Below are 19,418 nucleotides of genomic sequence, written 5' to 3' on the forward strand. Positions count from 1 at the left end.
CCTTCCGCAGGTCCTAGCCGCCCATGAACCGCATTTTTGTCGAGAAGCTGCCCGCCTTTAACGCCGAGGCCCGTCACCTCCTGCACGATCTCCGCGAATCCCTCGATCTCCCTTCCCTCGAAGGCGTCCGCATCATCCAGCGCTACGACATCGACGGCCTCACCGACGCCCAGTTCGAGCAGGCAGCCCGCTTGATCCTTTCCGAGCCTCAGGTCGACGTGACCACCGCCACGCTCGCTCTTGTCGCAAACGAGACCGCATTCGCCGTCGAATACCTTCCAGGCCAGTTCGACCAGCGTGCCGACTCTGCCGCGCAGTGCGTCCAGATCCTCACCGGCCAGGAGCGCCCGCTCGTCGCCTCCGCCAAGGTCGTTGTGCTGAAAGGCAACGTCTCCGCCGATGACCTCGCCCGCATCAAGGGCTACGTTATCAACGCCGTCGATTCCCACGAGGCCCGCATGGACCTCCCGGAAAGCCTGCAGCCAAAGATCAACACACCTGCCGACGTCGCGATTCTAACAGGCTTCACCACCAAGCCCGCCACCGACCTCGCCGCCCTCCGCAAGGACCTCGGCCTCGCGATGTCCGATGCCGACCTCGCCTTCTGCCAGACCTATTTCCGCGACGAGGAAAAGCGCGATCCGAGCATCACCGAGATCCGGATGCTCGATACCTACTGGTCCGACCACTGCCGCCACACCACCTTCCTCACGAAGATCGACGAAGCCACCTTCGCCCCCGGCACCGAACCTGTCGAGAAGGCATGGCAAACCTACCTGGCCACTCGCAAGCAACTCGGCCGCGAAGAGAAGCCGGTCACGCTGATGGACATCGCGCTCATCGGCATGCGCGAACTCAAGGCCAGCGGCGAACTCGATAACCTCGAAGTCTCCGACGAAGTCAACGCCGCCTCCATCGTTGTCCCGGTGAAGATCGACGACCGCCCTGAGGAAGAGTGGCTTGTGATGTTCAAGAACGAGACGCACAATCACCCCACCGAAATCGAGCCCTTCGGTGGTGCCGCCACCTGCCTCGGTGGCTGCATTCGCGATCCACTTTCCGGTCGCTCATACGTCTATCAGGCCATGCGCGTCACCGGTGCAGGCAATCCCCTGACACCTTTCGCCGAGACCCTGCCGGGCAAGCTCCCGCAGAAGAAGATCTGCCAGATCGCCGCACACGGTTACTCGTCCTACGGCAATCAGATCGGCCTCGCCACCGGCCAAGTCGCCGAAGTCTATCACCCCGGCTACGTCGCCAAGCGCCTCGAAATCGGTGCTGTCGTCGCTGCCGCACCGCGTTCCCAAGTCTTCCGCGGCACCCCCGCTGCCGGCGATGTCATCCTTCTCATCGGCGGCCGCACCGGCCGCGATGGCGTCGGCGGCGCCACCGGCTCCTCCAAGGAACACACCGACACCGCCCTCGAAAACTCCGCCGAAGTCCAGAAAGGCGACGCGCCCACCGAGCGCAAGATCCAGCGCCTCTTCCGCAATCCGGAACTCACGAAGAAGATCAAGATCTGCAACGACTTCGGTGCCGGCGGTGTCTCCGTCGCCATCGGCGAGATTGCACCTTCGCTCGATATCGATCTCGATGCCGTGCCGAAGAAGTACGATGGCCTCGATGGCACCGAGCTCTCCATCTCCGAGTCCCAGGAACGCATGGCCGTCTGCATCGATCCCGCGGATGCCGCCTACTTCATCGCCGAGTCCGACAAGGAAAACCTCGAATGCGTGAAGGTCGCCGTCGTCGGTGACCACGGTCGCCTGCGCATGAGCTGGCGCGGCAAGACCATCGTCGATCTCAGCCGCGCCTTCCTCGACACCAATGGCGTCCAACAAACCGCCAAGGTCCACGTCGCCGCGCCCGAAGGCATCTTCCAGTCCGCCTTCAATCTCCCGCAGTCGGGGACCAAACTGCTCTCCGACCTCAACCACTGCTCTCAAAAGGGCCTCGGCGAGCGCTTCGACGGCTCGGTCGGCGCCGGCACCGTGCTGTGGCCCTTCGGCGGTAAGCACCAGCTCACCCCGCCCGATGCGATGGTGGCGAAGCTCCCGCTGTTAGAGGGCAATACCGATGTCTGCACCTACATGAGCTGGGGCTTCAATCCCCACCTCTCGGCATGGTCGCCCTTCCACGGTGCCGTCTACGCGGTCACCGAGTCCGTCTGCAAGGCCGTCGCCGCAGGCGCGAAACTCTCGGATGTTAGACTCACCCTGCAGGAATACTTCCCGAAGCTCGGCGGCGATGCTGCGCGCTGGGGCCTTCCTTTCGCCGCGTTGTTAGGTGCCTTCCACGCCCAGCATGGCCTGCGCCTCGCGGCCATCGGCGGCAAGGACTCGATGTCCGGTTCCTTCAACGATCTCGACGTCCCGCCGACACTCGTCTCCTTCGCCCTCGCCCCCGGCCAAGCCAGCCTCGCCCTCTCGCCTGAGTTCAAGAAACCCGGCAGCACCTTGTCCCTCGTCAAGGTCGCTCGCGACGACGACCAGCTTCCGGAGTTCGAAAACCTCCGCGAAGTCGCCGCTGCGCTCCACGAGCTGAATGCCTCCGGCAAGATCCTCTCCATGAAAGCCCTCGGTGCCGGTGGCCTCATGCATGCCGTCGCCACCAGCGCCTTCGGCAACCGCGTCGGCGCGAACATCACCGCCGATCTCCAGCCCTACGCCGAGCGCTACTTCTGCTTCCTCGTCGAGCACGATGGCGAACTGCCCGCATCTCTCTTCGCCCGCGTCCTCGGTGAAACCATCGCCGAGCCCGAACTCAACTTCCCCGGCGAAAGCCACAAGCTCGATGACCTCCAGGCCGCCTGGCTCGGCACCCTCGAGCCGATCTATCCGACCAAGGAAGACTCAACCGTCGCCAATACGCCTCACCTCTCGCTCGCCGCATCGTTCACCGGCAGCAAGCACACCTCCTCGGCCAAGCACGCGAAGCCGAAGGTCCTCATCCCCGCCTTCCCCGGCACCAATAGCGAATACGACTCCGCCAAGGCCTTCCGCGAGGCCGGAGCCGAAGCCGAGATCCAGGTCTTCCGCAATCTCAGCTCACGCCACATCGAGGAATCGCTCGAAGCCTTCGCACAGAAGATCCGCGAGTCGCAGATCCTGATGTTCCCCGGCGGCTTCAGCGCCGGCGACGAGCCCGATGGTTCCGCCAAGTTCATCGCCACCGTCATCCGCAACCCGCGGGTCGCCGATGCGATCATGGACCTGATCAAGAACCGCGACGGCCTAGTGCTCGGCATCTGCAATGGCTTCCAGGCCCTGATCAAAACCGGTCTCGTCCCCTACGGCGAAATCCGCGACCCGCACGCCGACGCACCGACGCTCACCTTCAACGATATCGGCCGCCACGTCTCCTGCTACGTCACCACCCGCATCGCCAGCACCCTGTCACCATGGATGGCCGGCATGGAAGTCGGCGACCTGCACAGCGTCCCTGTCTCCCACGGTGAGGGCAAGTTCCTCGCCAGCCCCGCGGTCATCGCCGACCTCGCGGCCAAGGGCCAGATCGCCACGCAGTACGTGGACACCGAAGGCACCTACTCGATGGAGATCGATATCAACCCGAACGGCTCCCTCTTCGCCATCGAAGGCATCACCAGCCCCTGCGGCCGCGTCTTCGGGAAGATGGCCCACACCGAACGCAGCGGCACTCTCGTCGGCAAGAACATCCCCGGCGAAAAGAAACAGCCGATCTTCGCAGCGGGCGTGAAGTGGTTTGCTTGAGCTATTGTCTGCCGACCTGGAGGCTCGGGCAAATAGTCACCTAACACCATCTCCGACGTCCTAGCTCGAGTGGCGCAGGGGACGTTGACGGTTTCGAGTGCCTTGTTAGCATGACTCCATGATGCGTTATCTCGCTGTCGCTGCGGTCTTGATCCAATTTGCAGCGGCGGAAGGGGGCTCCCCAGTAGGCTCCAGGGAATTTCGCATGGCGGAAGCCGCTCGTGCCGGCGACTTGAAGCAGGTGACCAAGCTGCTCGATGCAGGGCTACCCGTCTCTGCGGTGCTTGCGCCCGACGACTACAAAGGCGAAGCACCCAAGTATCAGGCGATCCATCTCGCCGCCTACCGGCGGCACGTTGCGGTGGTCCGCCTGCTGCTCGACCGAGGTGCGAACGTGAACGCCCGTGATTCCTATGGCACAACGCCACTCCAATCCTCCGGAGACTTGGAGACCGCCCGGTTCCTATTCTCGCGGGGGGCGAAGGTGGTGGTGGACGGCGATGCCGGGGGCGGGTGCATCAACTCCGCCGCTGCGCAAGGCGACATCTCGATGATCCGCTTCTTCCTCAACCATGGCGCTAAGATCAATGCCTTGGAGAAAATAACCGGGCACCGGCCAATGCATTCCGCCGTGTTCGCCAGCGGTCCGGATGGCATTGTTGGGACCTGCACCTATCTTTTGGAACATGGTGCCGATCCGAGATCGAAGACCGGGCGCGTGGAGTTCGATTCCCCCGCCGGCCAAGAGCCTCTGCATCTGTTGGCATCCAGGCAGACGAGTGACATCACCGAGGAAGTCAAAGCCGCCGAACTGCTGATCCGCCACGGAGCCAGCGTCACCGCCGTGGATGCCAAGGGACAACAACCGCTTCACGTCGCCGGACACAAGGAGATGGTGAGCTTGCTTCTCGCGAATGGGGCTCCGGTCAATCCCTGCGATAACGAGCAGCGCCAGCCGATCCACCGGTTCGTGTTTTTCCCTGACGGCGAAATGATCAAGGTCTTACTGGATCACGGCGCTGACATTGACGCGCTCGATGGCGATGGAAATACCGCCCTCGATATCGCTGCCCTATGTGGGAACGACCATGTCATCAAGGTCTTGCTCGCCCGGGGCGCCCGGCCGACGCAGAAGACGATCAAGACCTTGATTGAATCAGAAGGCGTGGATTCGTCGACGGCACGCCTCCTGAGAAGCGCCAGGTTCAGGGTCGGCAGGCTCGCAGGGCAATAGTCCGCGGAAGCATCACTTGATCCCTAACAGCTCCACCTCGAACACAAGCGTGCTGTTAGGCGGGATGGCCGGACTCGGGCTGTTCGCACCATAGGCGAGATTGGCCGGGATCTCGAACTTGAACTTGTCCCCCACCACCATCAACTGCACGCCCTCGGTCCAGCCGGGGATCACCCGGTTGAGCGGAAAGGTGGCGGGCTGGCCGCGATCCACCGAGCTATCGAAGACCGTGCCGTTGAGCAGCGTGCCGTGATAGTGAACGGTGACCTCATCGGTTGACTTCGGATGCACCTTGCCAGTCCCTTTCTTGAGCACGGCATACTTCAGACCGCTGGCAGTCCTCGTCATTCCGCCCGCATCGGGTTTGCTCTCGCCCGCGGCAGGAGGCGGAGTCGAGCCGGTCTTGGAATTGCAGGCAGCCAGACCAAGCGCGGTCACGGAGCAAAGGAGCGGGAAGAAGGATTTCATGGAAGACTTGGTTTCGCCTTCAAACTCCGCACCCCACGCCAAGCGGTCAAGGAGCGATCAAAGCTCGTTATACTTCAAGTTGTTCCCCCGTGCCTTGTCCTCGGGATAGCGGTGTTCATTCCGCGCGATCTTCGCCTCCATCACCTCGCCCAGGTTCATCCCGAGCAAGTCCGCCATTTCAAACAGCAGGATCCCCACATCCGCGATCTCCGAGGCGATCTCGTCACGACGCTCGTCCGCCCGCTTCTCCACCTGGTCCGGCTGCTGCCACACGAAGTGCTGCAGCAATTCCCCCGCCTCAGCCGCAATCGCGACCGCCATGTCCTTCGGATTGTGGAACTGCTCCCACTCCCGCGCCGCCACGAAGCTCCGGATGCGTGAAGTAAGCTCGGCAATCGAATCGGACATGCCCTCATCCAATACCGGCCGCCCTCCAAACGAAACCGCAATTTCCATCCCCACCCCAGTTGCACCACATGAACACCACGTGCATGGTGGACCATGACTAGTACCCCGCATGCGTGGGACGACCCGTTGAAATGCCACGTCGGCGATTGGATTCCCGCCACCGCCGCGACGGTTCGCACTTGGGACCAAAGAAAAGGACAATATTGGTATCGGGTCGGCGGCTTCATCTGCCGCAGCATGAGCGGTGCAGGCCCCGTGAATCCCGCGGTCCCTTGGGGCTTCGAATTCCGCCGCCTTCCCGCCATCGGCAAGTGGGCATGGGTCCGCTGCTGCTGAAGTCCCACGGAAACGGAATACCGAGCCTCCTTGCATCCTCACGCCGTCATGCATAGTTCTCTGCCAATGAAAGCCGCCCTCACGCTCGCCGCCGCGATCTCGCTCTGCGCCTGCTCGGCGGATGAATCCAAGAAGACCGCCATGGAAACCGCCGACAAAGCCCCCGAGCAACCGACCGGCAAGGTCGAGAAGACCGACGAGGAGTGGAAGAAGATCCTCACCCCGGAACAATACCGCGTCCTCCGCAAGTCCGGCACCGAGGCCCCGAATGGCGAGGTCTACAAGCAGTTCAACAAACAAGGCGGCGGCACCTACTACTGCGCCGCTTGTGGCGCGGAACTCTTCACCTCGAAGGAGAAGTTCGACAGCCACTGCGGCTGGCCGTCCTTCTACGATCCTTCCAAGGCCAAAAACGTCACCACCAAGGATGACTACTCAGGCGGTACGCTCCGCACCGAAGTGAATTGCGCCAAGTGCGGCGGCCACCTCGGCCACGTCTTCAAGGGCGAAGGCTTCGACACCCCGACCGACCAGCGCTACTGCATCAACGGCGTCGCCCTGAAGTTCGTTCCAGACAATGCGGAAAAGGCTCCCGAGAAGGCCCCGGAAAAGAAGTGAATGCCCGCTTGCGAGAATAGCCCGCTTCACTAGGCTCCCCGCGATGCCGGGATGGCGGAATTGGTAGACGCACCTGATTTAGGTTCAGGCACCGAAAGGCGTGCAGGTTCGAGTCCTGTTCCCGGCACTAAAAACTAAGCGACTGTCGGAAAAACTCACCTTCCGTATTCCACCGGTCAATTCTCGATCACCGGAAAAGCGCAAGGGAGCGCTAAATATTACCTCCCTTCGCGCTGGATGATTCCCGCCGGATTCGACAAAAGTTGAAGTGAAGGGGCGGAACTGAAGACCGCAATTGACACGAGCCTTCATCCATCGTCCGCCCCTTCCCCCACATTTTTAACCGAAATCCCGGTGTCGGGCAATAGCGACCGACTGCGGGTTATTCCCTACCCGAAGTGCGCCATGAATGAGCTCAAACAACGACTGGCCGCTCTCGGATTGAGCGAAGAACAAGTCGATGGGGCGATCAAGACGGTCGCCGAATTCGTCAAATCCAAGGTACCGCCAGAATATCAGGGCATGGTCGATTCCCTGATGGCTGGCCAAACGCCCGACCTCTCCTCCGTCGGCGGCGGACTGCTCGACAAGGTCAAGGGCATGTTCGAGTGATCCCAAGCAGGACAGGAGACCGGCAGACGGTTTCCTGTCCCTACTTGAGCCAGAGGCTTCACTCCACTTTCAGGTGGAGGAACTTCTTCACCTCGCCCGGGCCCACATTGAGCGTGGCGCGGATTTGCTCGCGGGTAGCCTCGTCGGCGATCACCTGCGTGCTGATGCCGGAATTGAACCAGCTGCCCAAGCTGTCCGACCATTCCACCGCACCGGAGACATCGGTCGCGGATTTCAAGTGCCACCACGTCAGCGTGAGCGTGGTTCCGGACTTGGCGAAGACGGGCAGGGATGCGGAGGCATCAGGCGTTCCCGGATTCGCACCCAGGTAGTACTCCAGCACGTTCGCCATCCCATCGAAGTCCGGATCGCCATCCATCGCACTGGAAGACAAGCCAGGGTAGCCGGCGATCCACCCGGCATAGCCACCGCTACCGGTGACGGTCAGCGTGAAGGATTGGGAAACGACCTCGGCAAGAGTGTTATAGCGCTCAATGACGATGAGATAATCGCCCGGTGCCGCGGAAAGAGTCCCGGACACCACGCCGGTCGCGGAATCGATCGTGAGATTCGCCGGAGTCTGCGACGTCGCACCGAAACGGAACAAGGCCGGAGCATTCAACGCACCGGAACGGATGTCCGCGATGAAAGCCACGTTGGCCGGCGTGTTACCTCCACCAGGGGTGACGCCATCCAGTGAGGCTTCGTTGTCGGTCGCGGTGACCACGAAGTTTCCAGCAGTGTAGCCGCTCGCGGTCGCGGAAATGGCCGACGTCTGCGGCCCATCCGCAACCGCATCGTCGATCGCTGCGACAGCGAAGGTCGCGGTCGTTTGACCCGCCAGAACCGTGACGCTGACGGGCACGGTGGCCGCTCCGGTATCGGAAGAAAGAAGCGAGACCACCACATCCGCTGCCGGGGCAGCGGAAAGCGTCACCGTGCCAGTGGCAGCGGAAGCGCCCGCATTCTCCGCGAAGGAAGCCGGGCTAACAGAGACCGTGACCGAGGGCCCCGATCCACCGCCACCATCGACGGTATGAGAGCCGAAGCCGTCAATGATATCCGTGCCGATCTGCACCCACTCGATCGAGGGATCGAAGACATCGGTGGAATTGGTGTCGCCGGTGAGAATGGATGGCTTGCGACGAATGGTCTTGTCCAGCGTGCTCACTCCACCACCGGTCCACGCAGTGCCGGGATCGACGCCGACCTGACCGATGCAATCGACGATCGCCGTGCCCTTCTTGAGCACCACCGCATCGTCGCCATTGAAGCTGAGATTTGCGGACGACGTTTGCGCCGTGACGGCAAGGGAAGCCCCGCTGTTCTTGATGACATGCGTGCCACCGGCGGCGATCGTTCCAGTCAAGGAGATGGTGGAAGTAGCGCCACTCGCCCCGTTAGCATAGATCTCGACCTTGTAGCCCGCAGTGCCGAGGTCCACAGCGGAAGCGGAAGGATTGTAGATCTCGAGGAACTTGTTGTTGCCCGTGCTGCCTTCCATGTATTCGGACATGAAGAGGTCGCCCACGGCACGCGTGATGCGTCGCGCCACCGCCGAGGTCGTGACGGTCCAGGCACCCACCGTGTCCGCAGCCGCGTCGCTACCACCGCCAAAGTAGGCGGCACTGCCACCGCTGACCCCACCGAGGTGCGGCGTCGCGGCATTCGACGAGCCATAGGAAACGCCAGCGACCGTCGTGCCCGCGGCGTTCTTCAGGAGGACGGCATCACCGCTGTTCCCCAGTGCAGGCCAGCTTCCGCTGAAGTAGGTCGCGTTGTTGCTGGCGAGCACGAGCTTCTTGTCGGACGCATCGGTATCGTCCGCGGGCAGCAAGGAGTCCTTCGCAGCACCATTGTAGATCACGATCAGCGTGCCAGCCGGAATCGCGTCCCAAACAGCAGCATCGGCGAACGTCAGCGTTCCCGAGTTGGAGTCAGCATATTTCCACTGACGGAACGAGGTCTCACGCAGGGTAAGAATCTCCACCCACTCCGAAGTACCGGAAACGCCTTGGCTGAATTCATTGATCAGCGCATCGCGGCTCACCGGTGAATCGGTTCCCCGCAGCACCAGGCCGCTGTCATACGAGAACGGCGAGCCATTCGCCACGGAGGAAGGCGGCCGGACCAGGCTGTTCACCGCCGTGGTGGTAAAGGCAACGCTCGAGCTCGTACCATCGGATGCGGTGATCTTGCAGCGCCACAGGAAACCCGCATTGCCAGCCGCCGCAGGCAAGCTCGCGGTGGTCACCCCGGCCGCAGTCCAAGTAACCGAGTCGGACGATTTTTCCCACGCATAGCTATAAGTCAGGCTCTGGCTCTCCGGATCGCTGGCCGTGAGACCAGTGACCGCGATCACTTCATCCGAAAACGCCTGCGGTGACGGAGCAAGCGACGCCGCAGTGATCACCGGCGGCTGATTGATCACGCTGATGGCGACCGCCCCGGAAGTGGTGGCCTTCCCTTCGCTGTCGGTGGCGATGGCCGTCAGGCTATGACTGCCGAGCGCAGGACTAAAGGAGAAGCTGAAGGGCGAAGTCGTATCCGTAGCCACCGGAGAGCCATTGTCGAGAAGCTGGACCGACGAAACGGTTCCAGCCGAACCCGTCGACGTCAGGTCGCTCGCCGCAACGTCGACATTGAAGGTAGCACCAGGACTAAAGACCGCACCATCCGCCGGCGAAGTGATCTGAACCGTCGGCCCCGGATTGATCGGAGTGCCCAAAGCACCATTCAGAGTGATGGAAGCAGCGCTCAGCGTGCCGGTAGTCCCGCTCGTGCGATCCGCGATCTTCAGCGTCCACGTGCCAGCCGAGTTCTCGCCCCAGTGGCGAACGCTCGAGAAGGTCCAATCGGTATAGTTGCTCGCGCCGTCGTTGTGCTTCTCCGCCAAGCGGCTGACCGTGCCAGACGGCGAAGTCAGGGTGACTTCCAGCTCACCACGATTGGCGTGGTTGGCGGTAAGCGTGACTGTCGCCTGCTCCACGCGAAGATTGGCTCCCGAGAAAGCGAAGCTGCGCGTGATCCCGGTGGCATTGTTATCCGGAACCGAAACGCTCAGCCCGCTCTGCGAAACCGTCTGCGAAGTCGCCGCCGCAAGATTCGTCCACGTGGACGCCATGTTCACCGCCGCCGTCGCATCGATCAGGCCGGCACCAAACTTGTGGTTGAAATGGAAGCCCGCGCCATTGTCGGTCCAGTCCGAATCGGTCGGTGCGAACTTGTAGGCGGAGCGGATCAGGATCTCCTGCACATCCCGCCAGCCGAGCGTCGGCTTCTTCTCCAACATCAACGCCACAATACCAGCCGCCGTTGGCGTGGCGGACGAGGTGCCGCCGAAGTCATTCGTATAGTCACCGGTTGGCGAAGCCGCCGTATTGTAACCGTTGCTGCCAGTACGGTCCACGGTGGTGATGCCGAGCACATCACCCGATGAAGGCGCGGACACGACAATATTCGCACCCGGCTCGCTGTACCACGACTGACCGCCCTCACTGTCCGTAGCGGCGATCGCGATGGTGTGGATGTCATTCGCGTAGCCGTCGTAGTTCGAGTTATCGAGCACGTCGCCACCGTTGCCCCCGGCCCACAGGATGATGGTGCCAAGCCCGCCACGACCGGAGGAGGTCGCAGTAGCGAGGGCCGCCTTGGTCAGAGCACCCGGGCCTTCGAGCGTCGCGCCATCGTCATTGGGACCCCAGCTGTTGGTTTTGACCTGAATCAGATCCGGAAGGTAGGCCATCGCCTCGGCCTCCTGCGCATCCGTGGTGGCCGCAGCAATCAAGCGCATGCCCACCAGCGTGGCTTCAGGAGCAGTGCCGCTCACGCCGAGCGCGTTGTTGCCACGTGCAGCTGCATTGCCCGCGCAGGCAGTGCCGTGATCATCGCCACTGCCCGGATTGGGATCAGCATCGTTGCCGTTCCAATCCTTGTCGTTGGTCGTGTCGACGTTGGCGGCGAGATCGGGATGCGCGGTCTGGAGGCCGTCATCGACCACTCCGATACGGATGCCCGTACCCTTCACACCACCACTGCCACCGTAAAGCCAGGCATTCTCCACATTGGCGTGCGTGCGCGCGGAATTGCTGTTCTTCAGATGCCACTGGTCGCCGATGAGCGGGTCGTTCGGCATCGACTTCAGCGCCCGTTGCGAGGCGAGCTGGATGTCCGCGGAAACAATGCCCGGCTGATTGCGCAGCGGCTCCAGCGCAGCGATCGCCGCAAATGGATCAGCCGCAGAAACGATCGCATAGCCGGGAGCATACGCAGGCCGGTCCTTCAATACGACCCCCTGGGGCAAGGCCGGAGCAGCATCCGGCGATGGCAGCTCCACGGTGATGTCGCGCGTGATGATCCGGCGATACTGCGGCGTATGCGGCTTCCCGGGCTCGTAGCACACGGGCAGCACCTCGCCTTGGGATGAGAGTTCAATCAGACGCGCAGGCAGCGTCGCGAGAGTCGCCGGAGGATCGAGGCGAAGGGTCACATCCTTCCCATCGGCATCGCGGAACACTGCCTCGTCGAGTGCGATGTCGAAGGTGCGTTCGCTACCGCGGTCCGCGGTGACAACGGCGGCGGGCGGCTCAGGAACCACAGGGGCTTCCGGAATGGTGGACTTTTCCCGCGGTGCCTTGGAAGGCTCCGCAGCGGCGGCGGTGGATTTGTCACCGTGGTCGTCGCGCGGCACCAGGAGGATACCCGTGACAGTAGCGAGCAAGAGGAGGCCGGAGATCCGGCGGCTGCGGTGGCTCATGGGACTTTGAGTGGAGAGGTAAGTAACCACCCTCGGGGGAACGAGAGGGCCGCCGAGCAAAGCACCATCCGGGCCAGAGGACGACCATCGAAGCAGTGACAAGGGCGTCACCGTATTTCCACGATCCCGGGACTCAATCCACAGCCTTCAAACGCCCCGCCACCTGCCGTGGCAAGACCCACCCCGTCACCGCGAGAATCACCAGTCCCATCGCCGCCAGCATCGGACCGATCCCGCCCCAGTGAAGCGCGGCAACAGCGGCCACCGTAACCAGCGTGGACTCCACGAACTGCACCCGCGCCAGCTTGCTGACCTGACTGGTGCCGATCATCATCGCGTGGTTCAGATGTCGCCAGACGTGGGCTGCGAAGTAGAGGCCGTAGCACACGAACATCATCCGCGGCGTGTTGGCGAAGTCCTTCCCAAGCCAGACCGTGAACACCCACGGCCCGAGCAGAGCTAACCCGGCAAAGGCACACAGCGCAAAGGCACTGCCGAGGAGATACAGCTTCTTCGCCGCCTTGCGCGCCCACGGCACATCGCCCCGGGCGAGCGCCTCCGCGACGGCCGGCCAAGTCGGCGTGCTGAGCATCATCACGAAGCCGAGCTGCATCACGGTCATCTGGATGAAAACGCCATAGAGAGCGGTCGCAGACGGGCCACCGTAGCGTCCCGCAAGCCAGCCGCAGACGTTATACTCCACCACCCCGGTGACGAGCGTGGCGGCTGAAAACGTCAGCCCGTCGCTGAAAAGATGCTTCGCCACCGGCAGCCGGAAGCGCGTCCATTTCGGACGGACTTCCGGATGCGCACGCCACAGGGCGACGGTGTTGCAAAGCTTCGCGGTCACCAGCGAGCCGTGAACGGCCAGCACCAGAAACCACACCTGCGGAATGAACCACACCCCGATCCCGACCGCGGCGGCAGCCAGCACATTGCCAGCCGCGCCCCACAGGTTGTTCGCGGATGCTTCCAGAAGACCCTCACGGGTCCGGTCGGTCAGATTGAAAAGAAACAGCAGAAGGAACAGCGATAGGCCCGTCCACAAGGCAGGCCGCAGCACCGCTTCCTTGCTGGCAAACTCACTGCCGAAGATCGCCGGCAGCGGCACTGTGAGCAACATCGCGCCAAGGATCAGCCCGGCGAGCAGCGCCAGCCCGCCGGATAGGAAAAACGCGCTGGAAGCAAGCTGCCGCGCATCCTCCTCGTGACCTTGGGCCTTGGCCTTCGACAAGCCGTGCGCCAGCGCGGGCCCGATGCCCACCTGCAACATCGACACCACGCCCAGCGTGACGTTGACCGCCAGGTAGATGCCGAATTCCTCGCGACCCAGCACCCGCACCGCGATCGGCATCGACAGCGCCTGGAACAGCATCGTCCCCGCCTTCGAAAGGAAGGACGTCACCACCGCCAGCCGGATCGAGCGATCGCGGCGGGCGGAGTGGCTTTCTTCTACGGCACCGGTCATCGGTGCCACATGGGTCGCACGGGACACGTGGGGATGACGAGTGTTAACAGGCGCCCTTCCGGTTGATGAAGGTCATCAGCATGATCTGGAGGTCCAGCATCACGTTCCAGTTCTCGATGTAGTCGAGATCGAACTTCACGCGCTCGCGCAGGCAGGTGTCGCCACGCAGGCCATTGACTTGCGCCCATCCGGTCACACCCGGCTTGATGTTGTGGCGGACGTTGTAGTGCGGGATGTCCTCCTTGAAGTTCTCGATCAGCTCGGGGCGCTCGGGACGCGGACCCACCAGGCTCATTTCGCCGGTCAGCACGTTCCAGAACTGTGGCAGTTCGTCGATATTCCACTCGCGCATGAACGCACCCACCTTCAGGCGGCGTGGGTCGTCCTTCACCGTCCAGCCCGGGCGGCCATTGGCTTCGGCATCCACCTTCATCGAGCGGATCTTGATGATGTTGAACGGACGGCCATTGAGACCGATCCGGCGCTGGCGATAGAAGACCGGACCACGGGATTCCATGCGAACCATGGTGCAGAAGACTGCAATCACCGGCCCGAACAGGATCAGGCCCATGATGGCACCGAAGATATCGATGCCCCGCTTGAGCGCATTGTTGAAGGCGTGGTGGAGCGGCAGCTTGCCGATGCCGAGCACCGGCATGCCGTGGAAATTCTCCAGCTGCAGGCCGGAGACCAGGATCTGGAAGCAGCTCGGCACCAGCTTGAAGTCGACGAATTCCTTGCCGCAGGTTTCGGCGAGCAGGAGCATTTCATGACGATCCATGCAGCCATCCACCGCCATGATCAGGTCGGCTCCGGAGCTGCGGACCACGTCGCGGAAATCATCGTAGTCGCCGAGCACCGGCACATCCGCAGGCGGATTGGACTCCAGCTTGCGATTGGGCGGGACGATCACACCGTGGACATCGATCTGGTGAGACCGGCCCTCACTGAAACGGCCGATCGCGCGGCTGCACTCATCATTCCATCCCACGAAGACCGCCTTCTGGCGAAGCGCTTGGGCGAAGGACTCGCGGCGCAGCACGCAGTAGAGAAACCAGCGCCAGCCACAGAGCAGCACCATGGCGGCCACGCTACCCAGCACGCAGTAGACACGGCTGATCGCGGGATCGAGTTTCAGGATGAGCGCGACGCCGAGGAAGGCGACCAGCCAGATCGCACAGGTCTTCACGATCACCGTGAAGGTCCGGCGGATCGCCAGGTAGTTGCGCGGATCGTGGACGCGGAAATTTGCCAGCAGGGCCAGCATCAGGCCACCGCCGATGAGCACGTGGCCGGCATACGCACGCAGGCTGATTTCCGGATCATCGACGCCGATGAACTGGAGACGCGACTCGAAGCGCAGCAGATAGGCCACGAGCATCGACAGGAACACCACGGCAGCATCGCCGAGAAAGCTGACAGCAATCAGCTTCTGGTGGGCCACCCACGGGCGGTGGCGGTGTCTCAGGGAGTAGGAGCGCGAAGTATCAGCGGGAGATGGGGCAGAATCCGCAGGAGCGGAGTCCTCCACGGCCGGTGCGGGGGGAGCACAGTTCATGGTTCGGGGGGATGATGGGGGTTTGGGGCTGGGGGAGCCCGATCACAGCCGGGGGAGGCAATGACGTGGGAAATGTAACAGAGGAAAATTCGGCGGACTATTACGTGATCGTGGGGGAAGTGTTTTCACCGGAAGCAGAGCCCGGGCCAGTCGTGTCGCCGGAACCGGCCAAAGCCGAGTGGCTGTAGGGGACGACCGGTTCGGGAGCCAGATGGCCTTTGGCACGGACTGGCAACTCGTTCCAAACGAAACCCACCAAATTGCCGCCCGACGCGCGAATCATTTCCGCTGCCTTACGTAAATTCTTCCGCTCGCTCGCATTCTGCCGCACCACCAGACAAACACGGTCGGCATAGCGGCTCATTGCCAGGGCATCGCTAACGGAGAGCACCGGCGGACTATCGATGACCACGGCATCGAACCACCGGTAAGCATCTTCCAGCAGCGCCGGGAAGCGCGTGCCGGAAAGAAGCTCCGCCGCATCATCCCGCATCGGCCCGGACGAGAGCAGGTAAAGGTTCGGCAGCGCCGTCGGAAAACAAGATTTAGCGGGGTCCGATTCACCTGACAAATAATCGCCAAGACCACCGAACTCACCTCTCACATGCTCGCGGCTGAGACCGGGACGCCGCATGTCGGCATCCAGCAGCAGCGTGCGCTGGCCCTGCATCGCGAGCGACGCGGCGTAGTTCATCGCACACAGTGAGCGTCCCTCACCCGGCACCGCACTCGCGAAGAGTACCGTGCGCGCCTCGGGCTTGGCAGGCGGCGGCAAGAGCACCGCTCGCAAGCGGCGGAACGCCTCGGCCGTAGGCGAAGCCGGATCGGAAAGCAACACCATGTCCCCTTCCCTCCCGGCTTGCAATGGAGGCAGGCTGGCAAGCAAGGGCGCTCCGGTCGCCCGCGCCGCACTCGCGGAGTCGCGCACCCGTCCGTCCTTGAGTTCGGTGGCGACCAGCAAGGTCAGCCCACCCATCATGCCGGCGAACGCCGCCAGTGGGAAAAGGATCTTCTTCGCCGGCCTGGAGGCTTTTTCCGGCACAAATGGCGGCTCCGCCCAAGCGATGGCAGAGGCAGCCATCACTCCCGTCAGCGTGGTCTCCCGCAGGCGCTTGTCCACGGTGGCATGCATCTCGCGGGCCGCTTCAGCGTCGCGCTTCAACGCATCAAATTTCGAACGCACGCCTTCCACGCCGATGGCCACGGTCCGCGCGCCTTCGACTTCACCTTGCAGCTTGGTCTCGTTTTCAAGCGCCACGTGGTAGCTCTTCTCCAGCGCATGTCCCGCGGAGCGCACCGCTTCGACCAGATTCGCCTTGAGGCTCGTCACTTCGCGCTCCACTTCCTTGTAAGCGGGATGCTTGAAGAGATAGCGCTCCTTGATCTTGGCGAACTCCAGCTCCTTCGCCTGCAGTGCGCGCGAAATGGAAAGCACCTCCTCGGAGCGAGACGTGTTGGCAATGCCCCCGAGCGAATCCGGATCTTCCGGATCGAATTTCTTGAAGGACTCATACTCCGACTCCAGTCGCAACCGCTCCGACTTCGCCTGCGTAAGCTGTGAATTCAGCGTACCGAGTTGATCCGTCACCGGCCCCGAGCCCTCGCGACCTTCCAGTCCGGGCACCGGGTGCGCCTCGCGGAATTCTTGCATCCGCCCTTCCGCAGTCTCCATCGATTCGCGGAGCTTCTCCTCTTCCATCGCGAGCCCTTCCCCGGCGCGGCGGGTGAGCTCATCGGTGTTGTCCTTGATCCAGGATTCGTATTCCGACACCAGCGACAGCACGAGGCGCTTGGCTCGTTGCGGATCGGTGTCCTCGACCGAAATTCCAATCTTTCGCGTGCCGCGCAGCAGCTCCACCTGAATCCGGTGGGCAAGCATCTCGATCACCGTCAGCTCGCTGGATCCCGCAGGAGCGAAATCGGTCGCCGTGAAAAGTCCATTCGCCTGTGCAATGCGTGCCAGCACCGCGCTCGACTTCATGTCACTCTCGATCGTGCGCAGCTGCTCCAAGTCCTTGGAGTCCTCGGGGGAGAGCCCTTCGATATTCAGCACTCGCGGCGCATGGCTGCTGACGCGAACCGAACCGGTCGAAACATAAATCTTCGGAGCGGTCTTCACATACATCGTCATCGCCGCGACGGCGAGAACCATGCCGAGAATGATCAGCCAGCCGCGGCGCAGCAGGATGCCAAGCAGGCGTCCGACCTCGACCTTCGGCAAGTAAAGTGTGGGCTCCGTCGCCACCGCCAGTTCAGTGGAACGCGGCGTCGCGGGAACAAGGGATTCCGATTTGCGGGGGGAAGTCATCGGGGGATGATGTTAGAAAAGGCTTTCAGGAATGCTCAGCACGTCGCCGTCCTTGAGAGGCATGTCGGCCGTCTTGCCGGAGGTGATGTCCTTGAGATTGATCGTCTGGACCTTGCCACCGGAGCGCTTGAGCGTGATCTTCTTGGTATTCGCGATCCGCGTGGCACCACCCGCCATGCCGATCGCCTCCACAATCGTCATCGAGCGACTCGCGGGCAGCTCGAAGACGCCCGGGTTCTGCGCCTGCCCTAGCACCGTGATCGTCCGGCGGATGCGACCCTCGATCGTCACGCTCACCTGCGGCTTCACCAGATAGCCATCCTTGAGCTTGGCCTCGATCACCTTGGCCGCCGAGTCCGTGGTCAGGCCGCCGAGCTTCACCGAGCCAATCAGCGGCATCGAGATCGAGCCATCGCTGGAGAGCTGGCCCGTGGTCGTCAGCTCCTCCTCGCGGAAGACGCGGATCTCGACCGTGTCGCGCTGGCCGATCACACCGGAAGCACGGCCGCCCTCGGCCGTCTCGCCGGAGCTGACAGCCGCCAGCAAGCCGATCAAGGCGCATAGGAGGAAAAGGAACTTCAGTTTCATGTGGGGGGGGACTTGTTAGAAATGATAGCCCATCTCGACGCCGGCACTGTTGTCCTTGTAGCCGAAGGCCGGGTTGTTCGAGCTGTTCTCGGAGTAGCGATAGTAGAGACCCATGCTGAAGTCGTCCGTGAAGCGATACTCCAGCGAGGGCCGGATGAAGTGGATCTTGTCCTCGCGGCCAGCAGACCCGGTGCCGGAAACGCGGCTGTATTCGGAACGCTCCAAGCCACCTTCCAGGCGCGCACTCCACTTGTCGCCGAGTCGCTGGACGATCCCGAGGGCAACCCCGCCCTGCGTGTAGTTCTGACCCGCCAGATAGGCCGACGCCTGCTCGCGGCGATAGCCATTGAGGTAAACTTCCGTGCCTTCCTTCGGCTTCCAGCCGATGCGAGCCTCGACCACCGGCGTGGTGTCGGAGCCGCTGTCGAAGACGCGATGCTCCGCGCCGACTTCCACGTCGATGGCGATCTTCTCGCGCGGCTTCCACTCGATGCGGGCCGTGGTGCGATGCACATCCTGCGGTCCCGCACCATCGACTTCAAACCGGCCGAACTTGTAAGCCACACCCAGCGTCGTCTTCGGCGAGTACGCATACTTCAGTGCGACTTCGCCGTACCCATAGCTCGAATCCGCAAACCGGGTATCCTTGTAAGAAGTGGATTCGTAACCTGCCGCCACCTCCACCGCGACCCGCTCGCGCACCGACCACGAGATGCGAGCCTCGTTCACGAACTCCGTGCGATCCGTCAGCGTGCCAGTATCGGCAGTGGCATCACCCAGGGCCCGGGCTTCTCCGGTATAAGCAAACTTGATCGCCTTCCCGCGCCACCCCGTCTCCCACGCCGCCACCTGATCAATGCGATCATTGCTGCTGTAGTCGGCATAGGCCACGGCTGTCGGCTTGTAAGCGATACTGAGATAGCCGCCCTCGCCCTCCACCGGGTCACCCTTCCGCCACTTGATGGCAGGCGCGACTTTCACCACGAAGTCCGACTGGGCATTCGGGCTGAGGAAAATGTTGTCGTCGTAGGCCGCTGAGATCGCGATGCCCATCTCCAGCTCCTCGGTCCGCTTCTTCCCCTCCAGTTCATCCAGCCTCGCGCCCGTCTGCGGAACGATACGGCTGTCCACCTCACCCTCCAATCGGCCGGGAGCCTTGGAGGTGAGTTCCTCGCCCGACGAAGGGGCCATGACGCCCGCGGCCAGCGCGGCAATCGTCATCGGCACCACTCGGGGGGCACGTGGCACTCGGTGGGACATGAAAGGGGGAAAATCGGCGCCGCACCGTAAAAAATCCCAGCCCCCGCGACAAGAAATTTCAAATTTCCGAACC

The 19,418-nt window shown here is 62.7% G+C and carries 13 protein-coding genes and 1 tRNA gene; 6 read left to right on the forward strand and 8 right to left on the reverse strand.

What is annotated here, in order from left to right:
• Positions 1-23 precede the first annotated feature (23 nt).
• Both WKV53_RS24545 and WKV53_RS24550 read left to right on the forward strand, forming a co-directional pair.
• A complete protein-coding gene (locus WKV53_RS24545) occupies positions 24-3,731 on the forward strand; it encodes a phosphoribosylformylglycinamidine synthase (protein ID WP_341407474.1) in 3,708 nt (1,235 codons plus the stop codon).
• A 205-nt stretch (positions 3,732-3,936) separates the two neighbouring features.
• Positions 3,937-4,965 (forward strand): ankyrin repeat domain-containing protein, encoded by a 1,029-nt coding sequence (locus tag WKV53_RS24550; RefSeq protein WP_341407475.1) that lies wholly within the window; start codon positions 3,937-3,939, stop codon positions 4,963-4,965.
• A gap of 12 nt (positions 4,966-4,977) precedes the next feature.
• On the opposite strand, the gene WKV53_RS24555 is transcribed toward WKV53_RS24550, so the two are convergent.
• Positions 4,978-5,433, reverse strand: coding sequence for an FKBP-type peptidyl-prolyl cis-trans isomerase (locus WKV53_RS24555; protein ID WP_341407476.1), 456 nt, complete (start codon positions 5,431-5,433; stop codon positions 4,978-4,980).
• 57 nt (positions 5,434-5,490) lie between these two features.
• Entirely contained in the window at positions 5,491-5,841 is a 351-nt protein-coding gene (locus WKV53_RS24560; RefSeq protein WP_341407477.1) for a nucleotide pyrophosphohydrolase, read from the reverse strand.
• 93 nt (positions 5,842-5,934) lie between these two features.
• Here WKV53_RS24560 and WKV53_RS24565 point away from each other — a divergent pair, with 93 nt between their 5' ends.
• The 4 genes from WKV53_RS24565 (at position 5,935) to WKV53_RS24580 (ending at position 7,407) form a co-directional block, all read left to right on the forward strand.
• Positions 5,935-6,177 (forward strand): hypothetical protein, encoded by a 243-nt coding sequence (locus WKV53_RS24565; protein WP_341407478.1) that lies wholly within the window; start codon positions 5,935-5,937, stop codon positions 6,175-6,177.
• 141 nt (positions 6,178-6,318) lie between these two features.
• A complete protein-coding gene (gene msrB, locus WKV53_RS24570; RefSeq protein WP_345789679.1) occupies positions 6,319-6,795 on the forward strand; it encodes a peptide-methionine (R)-S-oxide reductase MsrB in 477 nt (158 codons plus the stop codon).
• 45 nt (positions 6,796-6,840) lie between these two features.
• Positions 6,841-6,922 (forward strand) — tRNA-Leu (locus WKV53_RS24575).
• A 278-nt stretch (positions 6,923-7,200) separates the two neighbouring features.
• Positions 7,201-7,407 carry a hypothetical protein gene (locus WKV53_RS24580; RefSeq protein ID WP_341407480.1) on the forward strand — a complete coding sequence of 69 codons (207 nt, stop codon included), beginning with the start codon at positions 7,201-7,203 and terminating at the stop codon, positions 7,405-7,407.
• Positions 7,408-7,465: 58 nt separating this feature from the next.
• Here the strand turns inward: WKV53_RS24580 and WKV53_RS24585 are convergent, their stop codons facing one another.
• The 6 genes from WKV53_RS24585 to WKV53_RS24610 form a co-directional block, all read right to left on the reverse strand.
• Positions 7,466-12,163, reverse strand: coding sequence for a S8 family serine peptidase (locus WKV53_RS24585; RefSeq protein ID WP_341407481.1), 4,698 nt, complete (start codon positions 12,161-12,163; stop codon positions 7,466-7,468).
• A gap of 133 nt (positions 12,164-12,296) precedes the next feature.
• Positions 12,297-13,658 (reverse strand): lipopolysaccharide biosynthesis protein, encoded by a 1,362-nt coding sequence (locus WKV53_RS24590; RefSeq protein WP_341407482.1) that lies wholly within the window; start codon positions 13,656-13,658, stop codon positions 12,297-12,299.
• A 16-nt stretch (positions 13,659-13,674) separates the two neighbouring features.
• On the reverse strand, positions 13,675-15,189 hold the full coding sequence (locus tag WKV53_RS24595; RefSeq protein ID WP_341407483.1) for a sugar transferase: 1,515 nt from the start codon (positions 15,187-15,189) through the stop codon (positions 13,675-13,677).
• Positions 15,190-15,289: 100 nt separating this feature from the next.
• Positions 15,290-17,497 (reverse strand): GumC family protein, encoded by a 2,208-nt coding sequence (locus tag WKV53_RS24600; protein ID WP_341407484.1) that lies wholly within the window; start codon positions 17,495-17,497, stop codon positions 15,290-15,292.
• Positions 17,498-17,509: 12 nt separating this feature from the next.
• Complete coding sequence (locus WKV53_RS24605; RefSeq protein WP_341407485.1) at positions 17,510-18,085, reverse strand: polysaccharide biosynthesis/export family protein; 576 nt, start codon at positions 18,083-18,085, stop codon at positions 17,510-17,512.
• 15 nt (positions 18,086-18,100) lie between these two features.
• The gene (locus WKV53_RS24610; protein ID WP_341407486.1) at positions 18,101-19,333 is read right to left on the reverse strand and encodes a surface lipoprotein assembly modifier; all 1,233 of its coding nucleotides are present in this window, start codon (positions 19,331-19,333) and stop codon (positions 18,101-18,103) included.
• Positions 19,334-19,418: the final 85 nt, after the last annotated feature.

The sequence above is a fragment of the Luteolibacter sp. Y139 genome, from assembly GCF_038066715.1.
Taxonomy (GTDB): domain Bacteria; phylum Verrucomicrobiota; class Verrucomicrobiia; order Verrucomicrobiales; family Akkermansiaceae; genus Haloferula; species Haloferula soli.

Bases quoted from the DNA above. Each gene is read 5' to 3' on its own strand.
- WKV53_RS24545 (WP_341407474.1), top strand. From the start codon at position 24: ATGAACCGCATTTTTGTCGAGAAGCTGCCCGCCTTTAACGCCGAGGCC.
- WKV53_RS24550 (WP_341407475.1), top strand. From the start codon at position 3,937: ATGGCGGAAGCCGCTCGTGCCGGCGACTTGAAGCAGGTGACCAAGCTG.
- WKV53_RS24555 (WP_341407476.1), bottom strand. From the start codon at position 5,433: ATGAAATCCTTCTTCCCGCTCCTTTGCTCCGTGACCGCGCTTGGTCTG.
- WKV53_RS24560 (WP_341407477.1), bottom strand. From the start codon at position 5,841: ATGTCCGATTCGATTGCCGAGCTTACTTCACGCATCCGGAGCTTCGTG.
- WKV53_RS24565 (WP_341407478.1), top strand. From the start codon at position 5,935: ATGACTAGTACCCCGCATGCGTGGGACGACCCGTTGAAATGCCACGTC.
- msrB (WP_345789679.1), top strand. From the start codon at position 6,319: ATGGAAACCGCCGACAAAGCCCCCGAGCAACCGACCGGCAAGGTCGAG.
- WKV53_RS24580 (WP_341407480.1), top strand. From the start codon at position 7,201: ATGAATGAGCTCAAACAACGACTGGCCGCTCTCGGATTGAGCGAAGAA.
- WKV53_RS24585 (WP_341407481.1), bottom strand. From the start codon at position 12,163: ATGAGCCACCGCAGCCGCCGGATCTCCGGCCTCCTCTTGCTCGCTACT.
- WKV53_RS24595 (WP_341407483.1), bottom strand. From the start codon at position 15,189: ATGAACTGTGCTCCCCCCGCACCGGCCGTGGAGGACTCCGCTCCTGCG.
- WKV53_RS24600 (WP_341407484.1), bottom strand. From the start codon at position 17,497: ATGACTTCCCCCCGCAAATCGGAATCCCTTGTTCCCGCGACGCCGCGT.
- WKV53_RS24605 (WP_341407485.1), bottom strand. From the start codon at position 18,085: ATGAAACTGAAGTTCCTTTTCCTCCTATGCGCCTTGATCGGCTTGCTG.